This window comes from Raoultella sp., from assembly GCF_039594335.1.
In the GTDB taxonomy this organism is placed as follows: Bacteria; Pseudomonadota; Gammaproteobacteria; order Enterobacterales; family Enterobacteriaceae; genus Klebsiella.
The window spans coordinates 34,018-46,936 of the sequence record NZ_JBCNNS010000024.1 but is presented as its reverse complement, the minus strand read 5'-3'; the positions used below and the strand labels follow the sequence as shown (position 1 = coordinate 46,936).

The 12,919-nt window shown below is 56.6% G+C and carries 12 protein-coding genes; 8 read left to right on the top strand and 4 right to left on the bottom strand.

The window, feature by feature from the left end; translation table 11 throughout:
* From nikC to ACZAHD_RS06485, 4 genes are all read right to left on the bottom strand, one after another.
* On the bottom strand, positions 1 to 802 hold an 802-nt coding region (gene nikC / locus ACZAHD_RS06500), incomplete at its 3' end, for a nickel ABC transporter permease subunit NikC (RefSeq protein ID WP_462456042.1).
* Entirely contained in the window at positions 799 to 1,743 is a 945-nt protein-coding gene (gene nikB / locus ACZAHD_RS06495) for a nickel ABC transporter permease subunit NikB (RefSeq protein WP_462456041.1), read from the bottom strand. The genes nikC and nikB, both read right to left, overlap by 4 nt.
* Positions 1,743 to 3,311, bottom strand: coding sequence for a nickel ABC transporter substrate-binding protein (gene nikA, locus ACZAHD_RS06490; RefSeq protein WP_462456040.1), 1,569 nt, complete (start codon positions 3,309 to 3,311; stop codon positions 1,743 to 1,745). Before nikA ends, nikB begins: the two co-directional genes overlap by 1 nt.
* A 206-nt stretch (positions 3,312 to 3,517) precedes the next feature.
* Entirely contained in the window at positions 3,518 to 4,378 is an 861-nt protein-coding gene (locus ACZAHD_RS06485) for a LysR family transcriptional regulator (RefSeq protein WP_462456039.1), read from the bottom strand.
* A gap of 95 nt (positions 4,379 to 4,473) precedes the next feature.
* On the opposite strand from ACZAHD_RS06485, the gene ACZAHD_RS06480 reads away from it, so the two are divergent.
* From ACZAHD_RS06480 to arnF, 8 genes are all read left to right on the top strand, one after another.
* On the top strand, positions 4,474 to 5,007 hold the full coding sequence (locus ACZAHD_RS06480) for a phenolic acid decarboxylase (protein ID WP_462456045.1): 534 nt from the start codon (positions 4,474 to 4,476) through the stop codon (positions 5,005 to 5,007).
* A 367-nt stretch (positions 5,008 to 5,374) separates the two neighbouring features.
* Entirely contained in the window at positions 5,375 to 6,514 is a 1,140-nt protein-coding gene (gene arnB, locus ACZAHD_RS06475) for a UDP-4-amino-4-deoxy-L-arabinose aminotransferase (protein ID WP_462456044.1), read from the top strand.
* A gap of 1 nt (position 6,515) precedes the next feature.
* Entirely contained in the window at positions 6,516 to 7,499 is a 984-nt protein-coding gene (gene arnC, locus ACZAHD_RS06470; protein ID WP_462456038.1) for an undecaprenyl-phosphate 4-deoxy-4-formamido-L-arabinose transferase, read from the top strand.
* Positions 7,496 to 9,481, top strand: coding sequence for a bifunctional UDP-4-amino-4-deoxy-L-arabinose formyltransferase/UDP-glucuronic acid oxidase ArnA (gene arnA / locus ACZAHD_RS06465; protein WP_462456037.1), 1,986 nt, complete (start codon positions 7,496 to 7,498; stop codon positions 9,479 to 9,481). The genes arnC and arnA overlap by 4 nt, the downstream gene beginning before the upstream one ends.
* On the top strand, positions 9,478 to 10,380 hold the full coding sequence (arnD, locus tag ACZAHD_RS06460) for a 4-deoxy-4-formamido-L-arabinose-phosphoundecaprenol deformylase (RefSeq protein ID WP_462456036.1): 903 nt from the start codon (positions 9,478 to 9,480) through the stop codon (positions 10,378 to 10,380). Before arnA ends, arnD begins: the two co-directional genes overlap by 4 nt.
* On the top strand, positions 10,377 to 12,032 hold the full coding sequence (arnT, locus tag ACZAHD_RS06455; RefSeq protein ID WP_462456035.1) for a lipid IV(A) 4-amino-4-deoxy-L-arabinosyltransferase: 1,656 nt from the start codon (positions 10,377 to 10,379) through the stop codon (positions 12,030 to 12,032). The genes arnD and arnT overlap by 4 nt, the downstream gene beginning before the upstream one ends.
* Positions 12,029 to 12,367 (top strand): 4-amino-4-deoxy-L-arabinose-phosphoundecaprenol flippase subunit ArnE, encoded by a 339-nt coding sequence (arnE, locus tag ACZAHD_RS06450; protein ID WP_100683035.1) that lies wholly within the window; start codon positions 12,029 to 12,031, stop codon positions 12,365 to 12,367. Before arnT ends, arnE begins: the two co-directional genes overlap by 4 nt.
* The gene (gene arnF, locus ACZAHD_RS06445; protein WP_462456034.1) at positions 12,367 to 12,750 is read left to right on the top strand and encodes a 4-amino-4-deoxy-L-arabinose-phosphoundecaprenol flippase subunit ArnF; all 384 of its coding nucleotides are present in this window, start codon (positions 12,367 to 12,369) and stop codon (positions 12,748 to 12,750) included. The genes arnE and arnF overlap by 1 nt, the downstream gene beginning before the upstream one ends.
* Positions 12,751 to 12,919: the final 169 nt, after the last annotated feature.

Here is a 12,919-nt window from a genome sequence, read left to right as displayed (position 1 = left end):
CGAGACGATCGCGCAGCGCGTCGCCCACCAGGTTAAAGGCCATCACGCTGATAAACAGCGCCAGACCGGGCCACAACATCTGTAGTGGCTGGGTCCAGATAAACTGCCGCGCATCATTAATCATCACTCCCCATTCTGCCGTCGGTGGCCTGACGCCAAGGCCGAGGAATGACATCCCGGCGACGTGCAGCATCATATGACCGATATCGAGGGTGGCGAGAACCAGCAGCGCAGGCACCACCGCGCCGGCCAGGTGATCGAGGAAAAGCCGCCAGCGATTCGCTCCGCTCAGCCGTGCGGCGAGAATAAACTCACGCTGGCGCAGGGAGACCACCAGGCTACGAACCATTCGCGCGTACCCGGCCCAGTGAGACAAGGCGATGGCGATAATGACGTTGGTCAATCCGGTCCCCAGCACGCCCACCATAAAAAACGACAGAATGGAGGTAGGAAAGGTCATAAACATATCGGCCACCCGCATGGTGAGCTGATCGACCCGTCCGCCCATGAGTCCGGCACAGCCGCCAACAAGGAGTCCCAACGCCAGAACCAGGACTAAACAGGCCATCACCGCACCCAGCGACACCCGTGTCGCCGCCAGCAAACGGGAGAAAATATCGCGGCCAAGATGGTCGGTTCCCAGCCAGTGCTTGCCGTCCGGTGAGAGCAGGCGGGAAGGTAAATCAATGGCCTGCGGATCATACGGCAGCCACCACTGGCTGGTGAGCGTCACCAGCGTCAGCAGGACGATGATGACCAGTGCTGCACGCACCGAACCGCGTGCCGAGAAGAAAAAGCTCATGAGTGTGCTCCTTCATGACGACGAATGCGCGGGTCCAGCATGGCATTGACCAGATCGACCGTCAGATTGCATAGGGCGAATACCACCACCATGATAAGCGTAAAACACTGAATCACTGGATAGTCGCGGTTAAAGATAGCCGAGACGGCATAGCGCCCGATGCCCGGCCAGGCAAAAATATTTTCGATGATCATCGTCCCGCCGATCAGTTCGCCAATGTGCATGCCCACGGCAGTAATCATCGGGAGCGAGGCGTTGCGCAGAATGTGGCGACGTTCGATTTGCTGCGCATTCAGGCCGCGCAGGCGAGCCCAGGTGACATGGCGCTGCCCGGCCACTTCCAGCATGCTGGCGCGCAGGAGGCGGGCGTTAATCGCCAGCGACATAAATGCAATCGACACCGCCGGCAGGACGATATGCTGCCAGCTGCCGTAGCCCAGAGCGGGCAGCCATTGTAAATAGACGGAGAAAAAGAGCACCAGTAAAAAAGCGAGCCAGAAGTTTGGCATCGACACACCAAGGAAGGCGATGAGCCGCACGATGAAATCCGGCAATTGCTCGCGGTGGCGCGCGGCCCAGATGCCCAGCGGTACGGAAGTCAGCAGGATCAGCACCAGCGCCGCGCCCGCCAGTTGCAGCGTAGCGGGCAGGAAGCGCAGCACATCGTCAAGCACCGGACGCTGGGTGGCAAATGACACGCCAAAATCGAGATGTAGCGCCCGCCAGAGCCAGCGGCCGTACTGGACGACGAGCGGCTGATCCAGCCCGAGCATCGTTCGCGTCGAGGACACCATCTCCGGCGTGGGCGGCAGGTTTGAGAGCCGCAGGTAGTCGAGCGCCGGGTCACCGGTACCGAGGCGCAGCATCAGGAAAATAATTACCGAGGCGGCAAAGATCATCGGAACCAACAGCAGAATGCGTCGCAGCAGATAACGTTGCATCAGGGATTCACCGGCTGGATTTGTTCGAATGGAATTTCAGCGGTAACCGGTGCGTAAGGAATCGCCCCCAGTTCGGGTTTCGCCACCACCATCATCGAGATATAACTGACGGGCAGATAGACCGCATCGTTGTGCAGACGGGTCAGAATATCGCGATACAGCACCTGACGTTGCGCAGCGTCGCTGGTGGCCAGAACCTGGCCAATCTCTTTATCAATCAGTGGCTTGTCTGCTAACCCTTGCTGTGCCTGATAATCAGCGTGCGAGGGGACGCGCATTGAGCTCATAAACGCATGCGGGTCATACGGCGCACCCCAGGTACGGTTAAAGATCATGCCAAAGCGGCCGTCGCGCTGGCGGGAATAAATACTGCTCTCCTCTTCTCCGACCAGCGCCACATCCACCCCGACCTGGCGCATATCCGCCTGGATTATCTCCGCCATCGATTTACTCAGGGCATCGGTACCGATAAACGACAGCTCTATGTGCAGCGGCTGGCCGTTCTTCTCGCGAATTGCTTTATCCACGGACCTGACCCAACCGGCGTTTTCCAGCAGGGCGTTGGCCTGCTGCGGATCGTACTGGCGTGGTTTCAGGCCAATATTGGCGTACGGCACTGAGGGGGCAAACAGCGTGTCGGCGACCTGCTGAGTACCATACAGCGCGTTGTCGATCAGCGATTTTTTGTTCACGGCGTAATTCAGCGCTTCACGCACCGCCAGTTCGTTAGTGGGGGCTTTGGCAGAGTTAAGGGCCAGCATCACCGTTTCGACAGGCTGAGAGAGCTGGGTACGCAAGGCCGGATTATGGCTGAAACGGGCGAAGGTATCGAGTGGCAGCAGGCCTTCATTCCCGTACAGCAGATCGATATCGCCGGTTTCAAAGGCGACGGCGCAGGTCATCGGGTCCGGAATCACTTTCACGGTCACCTGGCGGATCGCCGGTTTTTCGCCCCAGTAGTGGTCGTTACGCACCAGCACATCATACTGGTTGAGCTTCGAGGTTTTCAGTACCCAGGGGCCGGTGCCGACCGGCGCTTTGATGCCGTGTTGTGTTCCCCCTTCAACAAATTGCGAAGGGGCAATAAAACGGAACGGGCGCGGCAGGGCCAGCTCCTGCAAGAAAGGGTAGTAGGCGCTTTTGAGCGTAATCTGCAGTTGCGTATCGCTTAGCGCCCGCACATCGGTTATCTGATTGGTTAACTCCAGCCAGGCATGGCGCTGGCGGTTGGCCAGTACCGCCTGGAAGTTGGCGACCGCAGCCTGCGCATTGAATGGCTCGCCGTTGGAGAACTGTACGTCGTTACGCAGGGTAAAGAGCCATACTTTCCCGTCCGCAGAGTGGCTCCAGTGGGTGGCCAGCCATGGTTTTACCGAGCCATCCGCCTGATACTTTACCAGCGGTTCGTACACCATGCTTTGGGCAAACATCTGGTTGGGGGTATACAGATGCGGATTCAGCGGCCCCACGTTCACCGGCCAGGCGGTAGTGATGTCGTATGAGGCAGCGACGGTCAGCAGAGGTGCGCAGGCGAAAAGCGCCAGCAGCGCGGTGCGGAAAATCGACAAGGTCTTTATCTCAACAGGAAGGAAAGTATGATGATTTTAATAATTCATCATACTTCAGGCCTAACCTGGATCAATGTCAGATCAGAAAATATAAGAATTTCATATATACGCATCATCCCCCAGGTTATCTCCTGTTGGCAAGGCTGGCATAACCTGAAGGAGCCGTGTTCCCGTCGGCCAGCGCATGCGGAGCGCCGCCGGGCGATTTACGGCGCTCTGAACAGCGCCAGTAGCGTGGCGAGCTGCTCATCAATGGGCGCCAGATCGCGTTTGACGATCAGGTGTAGCGGTGTGGCACGTCGGGCGCCGTGGCTGAGCGGCAATATTTTCAGCATCCCCTGATCTAACCGGGCGCGGATGCGCTCTTCGGGGAGCCAGCCGAAGCCGACCTGATACAGCACGGCATCAATAGCGGCATCGATGGTGGAAAATGTCCAGGCATCGCGGCCTGTCTGCGGGTCGTCGCTGCGATCGGCGATACGCACCAGCGGCCAGGGGGCCAGTGCGCTGTCGTCGAGGGGGCCGCTCAGTCTGGCAAGCGGATGATCCCGGTGGGCAACGGCAACAAAATCAATGTTCATCAACCATTCACCGCGCCCGGTAATATCCTGGCGGCGGGTGAGTACCATCACGTCGGCTTTGCTGCGGGCCTCCTGCTCATCTTTCATGTTTTCGAGGACTTCGGTTAGCTTCACCTGAGTCTGCGGATGGCGCTGCTGAAACTGGCGCAGAATGGCAAACAGCCGTTCGCGGGGGAAAATACTATCCACCACCAGGTCCAGACGGGTTCGCGCGCCGTTGTGTAGGGTCGCCGCGCGGGTTTCAACGTATGAAAATGCCTGCAGGAGCGGTTTTACCTGGCTTAGCAGCAGCTCTCCGGCTGGAGTGAGTACCGCGCGGCGGCCAGAAGTATGCAGCAGCGCGACGCCCAGCCTTTCCTGCAACAGGGCGAGGTTATAGCTCACCGAAGACTGGCTGCGATGGGTCTCTTCTGCTGCTTTGGCGAAGCTACCCCGCTCGATAACTTTTTCCAGCAAGGACCATTGTTCCAGCGTCGTTTTGTGCATTATTTATCTAAAAAATGAATTGATTTCATCAAAATATAGCATTATTCATTCATTTTTTAAAGCTGTATGCTGAATCTCAACAGCAAAGGAGAAAGATAATGAGCACTTTTGATAAACATGATTTGAGCGGTTTTATCGGCAAACATCTGGTTTATACCTATGATAACGGCTGGAATTACGAACTTTACGTGAAAAACGGCAACACCCTGGATTACCGGATTCACAGCGGTATCGTCGGGAATCGCTGGGTGAAGGATCAGCAGGCCTGGATCGTGCGGGTGGGGGAGAGCATTTATAAAATTTCGTGGACGGAGCCGACCGGTACTGACGTGAGTCTGATTGTAAACCTGGGAGACAAGCTGTTCCACGGCACCATTTTTTTCCCCCGCTGGGTGATCAACAACCCGGAAAAAACCGTCTGCTTCCAGAACGAGCACATCCCGCTGATGGAATCCTATCGTGCCGCCGGACCAGCTTACCCGACGGAAGTGATTGACGAGTTCGCCACGATTACCTTCATACGTGATTGCGGTGCAGATAATAACAATGTCATTAATTGCCCGGCTAATCAATTACCGGCTGACTTCCCTGCAAATTTGTCATCTACTGAAAATGATTTTGTGAGCTAGGATGTGTTTTTGAAATTCATATTGCAGAATAAAATGCTATTTATTGTTTAACTGTTTAATGTTTGTTTACTTTACTGCACGGTGCTCCTGTTTTGCCCATAAACGGGAGCCAGTTTCCCCCTCAACTCCCGCCTCATCATTTGTAAATTTCATTTAAAAACAATTGATTATTTTCTTACCGGTAAATTATATTAATTTCTTAATATTATCCTAAGCAACCCCGTCTAAATTTAATAACGTCAAATACCCTGGAATGAAAAGTGGCATTTAAGAGATTCCATTTTCATTTTGTTTAAGTCCGCTGGCGCAGGATATTTTTTCTATCGACCCGTAACCCTGAAAGGGTCATATACAGAACAGGAAAATGATGAGCGAATTTTTGCCGTTTTCGCGCCCGTCGATGGGCGACGCAGAGCTGGCTGCGCTGCGTGAAGTTTTGCAATCGGGCTGGATCACCACCGGACCGAAAAACCAGGCGTTGGAAGAGGCATTCTGCACGCTGACCGGCAACCGTCACGCTGTGGCGGTGAGTTCGGCGACTGGCGGCATGCACGTTACGCTGATGGCGTTGGGCATTGGCCCTGGCGATGAAGTCATCACGCCATCCCAGACCTGGGTTTCCACGCTGAACATGATTTGTCTGGTGGGCGCGACACCGGTGATGATCGATGTCGATCACGACAATCTGATGATTACCGCCGAGGCGGTTGAAGCGGCGATTACCCGTAACACCAAAGCGATTATTCCCGTGCACTACGCGGGCGCGCCTGCGGATATCGACGCGATTCGCGCGGTGGCCGAACGTCACGGCATCCCGGTGATTGAAGATGCCGCGCACGCGGCGGGGACGTATTACAAGGGCAAACACGTGGGCGGACGCGGCTGTGCGATCTTCTCTTTCCACGCCATCAAAAACATGACCTGCGCTGAAGGCGGACTGATCGTGACCGATGACGATGCGCTGGCATCGCGCATTCGTAGTCTGAAATTCCACGGCCTTGGCGTCGATGCCTATGACCGTCAGACTCATGGCCGGGCACCGCAGGCGGAGGTGATTTCGCCGGGCTTCAAATACAATCTGGCTGATATCAACGCCGCGCTGGCGCTGGTGCAACTGGATAAACTTGCCCATGCCAACCAGCGTCGTAGTGAGATTGCCCAACGCTATCTGCGCGAGCTGGCGGATACGCCGTTTAAGCCATTGGCGATACCGGCGTGGGAACACCAGCATGCCTGGCATCTGTTTATTATCCGCGTGGATGAAGCCACCTGCGGGATCGGCCGCGATACGTTAATGGAAAAACTGAAAGCCATGGGTATCGGCACCGGCCTGCACTTCCGCGCAGCCCATACGCAAAAATACTACCGCGAGCGTTTCCCAACGCTTTCCTTACCGAATACGGAATGGAACAGCGCGCGTATCTGTTCACTCCCTTTGTTCCCGGGAATGACCGACGATGACGTCACTCGGGTCATTTCTGCGCTGCACCAGTTGTCAGGATGTTGATATGTTTACTTACCCTCCCGTGAAAAAAGTCTCGGTCGTTATTCCGGTTTATAACGAACAGGAGAGCCTGCCCGAGCTGATTCGCCGTACGGATACCGCCTGCGCAACGCTGGGTCGCCAGTATGAGATTCTGTTGGTCGACGATGGTAGCAGTGATGATTCTGCCCGCATGTTGACCGAGGCTGCAGAAGCCGAAGGCAGCCATGTGGTTGCGGTGTTGCTGAACCGCAACTATGGCCAGCACTCGGCCATTATGGCGGGCTTCAGCCATGTGACCGGCGATCTGATTATCACCCTTGATGCCGACCTGCAAAACCCGCCGGAAGAGATCCCGCGGCTGGTGGCGAAGGCGGACGAAGGCTACGACGTGGTCGGTACCGTTCGGCAGAACCGCCAGGACACTCTCTTCCGTAAAAGCGCGTCGAAGATGATCAACCGCCTGATTCAGCGCACTACCGGTAAAGCGATGGGGGATTACGGCTGCATGCTGCGCGCCTATCGCCGCCACATCATCGACGCGATGCTCAATTGCCATGAGCGCAGTACGTTTATCCCGATTCTGGCAAATACCTTCGCGCGCCGGGCGGTTGAAATCCCGGTAATGCACGCTGAGCGTGAATTTGGCGATTCCAAATACAGCTTTATGCGTCTGATTAATCTGATGTACGACCTGGTGACCTGTTTGACCACCACGCCGCTGCGTCTGCTTAGCGTCTTTGGCAGCGTGATTGCCCTGCTGGGCTTTACTTTCGCCTTCCTGCTGGTGTTCCTGCGACTGGTATTTGGCCCGCAGTGGGCGGCGGAAGGGGTGTTCATGCTGTTTGCCGTGCTGTTCATGTTCATCGGTGCGCAGTTTGTCGGCATGGGGCTGCTCGGGGAGTATATCGGACGCATCTATAACGATGTCCGCGCCCGTCCCCGCTACTTTATTCAACGTGTTGTTCGTCAGCCGGAAACGGCGTCTCTAGAGGAAGATCGTTCATGAAAGCTGTAGTCTTCGCTTATCACGATATGGGTTGTGCTGGCATTCAGTCTCTGCTGGATTCCGGGTATGAAATTGCCGCTATTTTCACCCATCCGGATAACCCTGGCGAAAACCATTTCTTTGGCTCGGTTGCGCGTATTGCTGCTGAGCAAGGTATCCCGGTGTGGGCACCAGAAGATGTTAACCACCCACTGTGGATTGAACGTATCCGCGACATGAGGCCGGACGTATTATTCTCTTTCTACTATCGCAACATGCTGGGCGACGATATCCTCAGCCTTGCGCCAAAAGGCGGCTTTAACCTGCATGGTTCTCTGCTGCCGAAATATCGTGGCCGCGCGCCGCTGAACTGGGTGCTGGTTAACGGTGAAACGGAAACCGGCGTAACCCTGCATCGCATGGTTAGCCGTGCAGATGCCGGCGATATCGTGGCGCAGCAGAAGGTTGCTATCGGCGCTGATGATGTCGCGCTGACACTGCATCGCAAGCTGTGCGCCGCGGCGTCAGAGCTGCTGAGCCAGGCTCTGCCGGCGATTCGTGAAGATAAATCCCAATATCGTGCCCAGGATGAAAGCCAGGCTACCTACGTTGGGCGACGCACGCCGGAAGATGGTCGTCTCGACTGGGACAAACCTGCGCTGACGCTGCATAACCTGGTCCGCGCCGTTTCCGATCCGTGGCCGGGGGCGTTTGGCTATGTTGGTGCGAATAAATTTATCGTCTGGAAATCCCGCGTGCGCCAGGATCTGGCAGCGGCGAAGCCGGGAACGGTGATTTCGACCTCTCCGCTGGTGGTCGCCTGTCAGGATGGTGCGCTGGAGATCGCCACCGGTCAAACCGAGCGCGGTGTTTACATGCAGGGTACTCAGCTGGCGCAGGCGCTGGGGCTGGTATCTGGCGCGGTACTCAGCAGCAAACCGGTTGTGGCCGTTAAACGCCGTACCCGCGTGCTGATCCTTGGCGTGAATGGTTTTATTGGTAACCACCTGACCGAACGTCTTCTCGCCGACGACAACTACGAAATCTACGGCCTGGATATCGGATCTGACGCTATCGGTCGTTTCCTGGACAACCCGCGCTTCCACTTCGTGGAAGGCGATATCAGCATTCACTCCGAGTGGATCGAGTACCACATTAAGAAATGCGACGTGGTCCTGCCGCTGGTGGCCATCGCGACGCCAATCGAATATACCCGCAACCCGCTGCGCGTGTTCGAGCTGGACTTCGAAGAGAACCTGAAGATCATCCGCGACTGCGTGAAATACGATAAACGCATTATCTTCCCGTCGACCTCCGAAGTGTACGGCATGTGCACCGACAACAACTTCGACGAAGACACTTCAAACCTGGTGGTCGGCCCGATCAACAAACAGCGCTGGATTTACTCGGTATCGAAGCAACTGCTCGACCGCGTTATCTGGGCCTATGGCGACAAGTCTGGCCTGCGCTTCACGCTGTTCCGCCCGTTTAACTGGATGGGACCGCGTCTGGATAACCTGAATGCCGCGCGCATCGGCAGCTCTCGGGCGATTACTCAGCTGATCCTGAATCTGGTTGAAGGTTCGCCGATCAAGCTGATTGAAGGCGGTAAACAAAAACGCTGCTTCACCGATATTAGCGACGGTATCGAAGCACTGTTCCGCATTATTGAGAACAAAGACGGCCGCTGCGACGGGCAGATTATCAATATCGGTAACCCGGAAAACGAAGCCAGCATCAAAGAGTTGGCGGAGATGCTGCTGGCGTGCTTCGAACGTCATCCGCTGCGCAATAACTTCCCGCCGTTCGCCGGTTTCCGCGACGTCGAGAGCAGCGATTACTACGGTAAAGGCTATCAGGATGTGGAGCATCGTAAGCCGAGCATTCGTAACGCGAAGCGCTGCCTGAACTGGACGCCGACGGTTCCGATGGAAGAAACCGTGGAGCATACGCTCGACTTCTTCCTGCGCACGGTTGAGCTGGTGGACGACAAGACATCATGAAACAGGTCGGCTTACGCATAGATGTCGATACCTTTCGCGGTACCCGGGACGGGGTACCGCGCCTGTTGAGCCTGCTAGGCCAGCACGGGGTTCAGGCAAGCTTTTTCTTCAGCGTTGGGCCGGACAATATGGGGCGCCATTTATGGCGCCTGATAAAACCGAAGTTTCTGTGGAAGATGCTACGTTCAAATGCCGCTTCACTGTATGGCTGGGATATTTTGCTGGCAGGCACCGCCTGGCCTGGGCGACGGATTGGCGCGGGGAATGAAGAGGTTATCCGTGCCACGGCGCAGACGCATGAAGTGGGTCTGCATGCCTGGGATCATTACAGCTGGCAGGCATGGAGCGGCGTCTGGCCGCAGGAGCGGCTGGCGCTGGAGGTCGAACGCGGTCTGTTCGAGCTGGAACGGATCATCGGCCGTTCGGTCACCTGTTCCGCCGTGGCGGGCTGGCGCGCGGATCAACGGGTGATTAAAGCCAAAGAGTCCTTCAATTTCCTCTACAACAGCGACTGTCGTGGCTCGGGTCCCTTCCTGCCGATGTTGGGCAACAAGGTGACAGGGACGGTGCAGATTCCCGTTACGCTGCCTACCTGGGATGAAGTGGTCGGCAGTCGCGTCGATGCCGGGGGCTTCAATCGCTATCTTCTGGATTGTATTCACCGGGATAGCGGTACGCCGGTCTACACCATTCATGCTGAAGTGGAAGGCATTGCCTTCGCGCAGCAGTTCGATGAGCTGCTGACGATGGCCGCACAGGAAGAAATCCAGTTTTGCCCGCTGAGCCAACTGCTGCCCGCAGATTTTAGCGAGCTGCCGCTGGGTAAAGTGGTTCGCGGTGAATTGGCTGGCCGGGAAGGCTGGCTTGGACGTGAACAATTATTGAGTCAGGACGTATGAAAAGCATTCGTTATAGCGTCTCTTTAGTGGTGTTATTTGCGCTGTATTATCTACTTCCGTTAAATTTCCGACTGCTCTGGCAGCCTGATGAAACGCGCTATGCGGAGATCAGCCGTGAGATGCTGGCGTCCGGTGACTGGGTGGTGCCGCATTTTCTCGGGCTGCGCTATTTTGAAAAACCGATTGCCGGATACTGGATTAACAGCATCGGGCAGTGGTTGTTTGGTCACAATAACTTTGCCGTACGCTTTGGCTCGGTATTTTCCATCAGCGTCACCGCGTTGCTGATTGCATGGCTGGCATGGCGAATCTGGCAGGACAAACGGGTGGCTATTCTGTCCGCCGTGATCTTCCTGACTGCACTGCTGGTCTACGGTATTGGCACCTATGCGGTGCTGGATCCGATGATTACCCTGTGGATGGCGCTGGCGATGTGCAGTTTCTGGGGCGCGGCTCAGGCGCAGACCCGAAACGGTAAAATCATCGGCTACGCGCTGCTGGGGGCCGCCTGTGGAATGGGGGTCATGACCAAAGGCTTCCTGGCGCTGGCGGTACCGGTTGTCGGGGTCCTGCCATGGGTGATTGCCCGGAAACGCTGGCGTGAAGTGTTGACCTACGGCTGGCTGGCGGTGGGCGTCTGCATTCTGACCGTGCTGCCCTGGGGCCTGGCTATCGCCAAACGCGAACCGGACTTCTGGCGCTATTTCTTCTGGGTGGAGCATATTCAACGTTTTGCCGAGAAAGATGCCCAGCACAAGGCGCCGTTCTGGTATTACATCCCGTTCCTGTTCGCCGGAAGTTTGCCGTGGCTGGCGCTACTGCCCGGGGCGCTGAAGCGTGGCTGGACCGAGCGCGACGACGTGCGCGGCGCGCTGTATCTGCTTGGTTGGGTGGCAATGCCGTTCTTGTTTTTCAGCATCGCCAAAGGGAAACTGCCAACCTACATTTTGCCGTGCTTCGGGCCGCTGTCGATTCTGATGGCTCGCTATGGGCTGGATGCAGCGAAGGCGGGCGCAAAAGCGCTGCGCATTAACGGTTTTATCAACCTGGTCTTTGGTTTGGTTGGTCTGATTGCCGTGCTGGTGGTGTCGCCTTGGGGTCTGATGCATAAACCGGTCTGGACGCAGATCGAGCTGTATAAATGTTTGCTGGCGGCGATTGCGTTTGTCGTCTGGGCGCTGATGGGCTGGCTGGCGATGAAGGATAACGGTCGTCGCTGGACATTAGCCGCCTGCTGTCCTCTGGGGCTGGCGCTGCTGATTGGTTTCGCCATTCCTGACCGGGTGATTGATAGCAAGCAGCCACAGTTCATGGTCGATATTATTGGTGAATCGCTGGCGCCAAGCCGCTATGTGCTGAGCAACAACGTCGGTATTGCCGCCGGTCTGGCGTGGGAACTCAGGCGTAACGATATCATCATGTATGATAAGCAGGGCGAGCTAAAGTACGGTTTAGACTGGCCCGATTCGAAGAATGGCTTTGTGAGCCAGGATGAGTTTGCCAGTTGGCTGGCAGCGCATCGCAAAGAAGGACCGGTATCGCTGGTGCTGCTGATGGACAAAGGAGAAAATATGGACGATTTACCTCTACCGAAACCTGACAAAACTTATGCGTTAGAGCGGGTAGTGTTTCTCCAGTATCTGCCGCAATGAGTACCTGGATCTGCCTGGCGCTTGCAAGCCTGTTAAGCTGCGTCGGGCAGTTGTGCCAGAAACAGGCGACGCGCCCGTCTAAGTCACGGCGGCGCGGTCGCCATATTCTCGGCTGGCTGGGTCTTGCGCTGCTGGCGCTCGGCGGCGGTATGCTGCTGTGGTTGAGCGTGCTGCAATCCATTCCGGTGAGTGTCGCCTATCCTATGCTGAGCCTCAATTTTGTCTGGGTGACGCTAGCGGCCTGGGGGATCTGGCGAGAGCCGGTGGCCCGGCGCCACTGGGTCGGCGTAGGGCTGATTGTGGTCGGCATCGTGGTGCTAGGGAGTAGCGTCTGATGGGATTAATCTGGGCGTTATTCAGCGTCGGTCTGGTCAGCGCCGCACAGCTTCTGCTGCGCGGGGCGATGGTTGAACTGCCGCCGCTGAGTGACCTGTTCGCGTTTCTCAATCATCTTTTACATCTGCGGGCCGGAACTCTCGGCCTGGTGCTGGGGCTGAGCGGCTACCTGCTGTCGATGGTCTGCTGGTACTTTACGCTGCACCAGCTGCCGCTGGCCAAAGCCTACGCGCTGCTCAGCCTTAGCTACATTCTGGTCTGGGCCGCCGCTATCTGGCTGCCCGGCTGGCATGAACCTTTCCACTGGCGTTCCCTGCTGGGGGTGCTGATGATCATCGCTGGCGTACTGACGATCTTCTGGCCGGCGAAGCGCAAAACCTGAGTCAGCGAATCCTGTCGGCCCGAATGCTCTGCTGCCACCTCCGCATGTTCTCCGAGATGGAATACGGCGGTAGCCAGCTTGCGCCAGTGGGTCGTGGCGAACCATGCCGATTCGATATATCAGGATCAGCGCGGAATACTGCTTGATGTATTCTCCTGTCAAAAGCGAA

Bases quoted from the DNA above. Each gene is read 5' to 3' on its own strand.
- nikB (WP_462456041.1), bottom strand. From the start codon at position 1,743: ATGCAACGTTATCTGCTGCGACGCATTCTGCTGTTGGTTCCGATGATC.
- ACZAHD_RS06485 (WP_462456039.1), bottom strand. From the start codon at position 4,378: ATGCACAAAACGACGCTGGAACAATGGTCCTTGCTGGAAAAAGTTATC.
- arnB (WP_462456044.1), top strand. From the start codon at position 5,375: ATGAGCGAATTTTTGCCGTTTTCGCGCCCGTCGATGGGCGACGCAGAG.
- arnC (WP_462456038.1), top strand. From the start codon at position 6,516: ATGTTTACTTACCCTCCCGTGAAAAAAGTCTCGGTCGTTATTCCGGTT.
- arnA (WP_462456037.1), top strand. From the start codon at position 7,496: ATGAAAGCTGTAGTCTTCGCTTATCACGATATGGGTTGTGCTGGCATT.
- arnD (WP_462456036.1), top strand. From the start codon at position 9,478: ATGAAACAGGTCGGCTTACGCATAGATGTCGATACCTTTCGCGGTACC.
- arnT (WP_462456035.1), top strand. From the start codon at position 10,377: ATGAAAAGCATTCGTTATAGCGTCTCTTTAGTGGTGTTATTTGCGCTG.
- arnE (WP_100683035.1), top strand. From the start codon at position 12,029: ATGAGTACCTGGATCTGCCTGGCGCTTGCAAGCCTGTTAAGCTGCGTC.
- arnF (WP_462456034.1), top strand. From the start codon at position 12,367: ATGGGATTAATCTGGGCGTTATTCAGCGTCGGTCTGGTCAGCGCCGCA.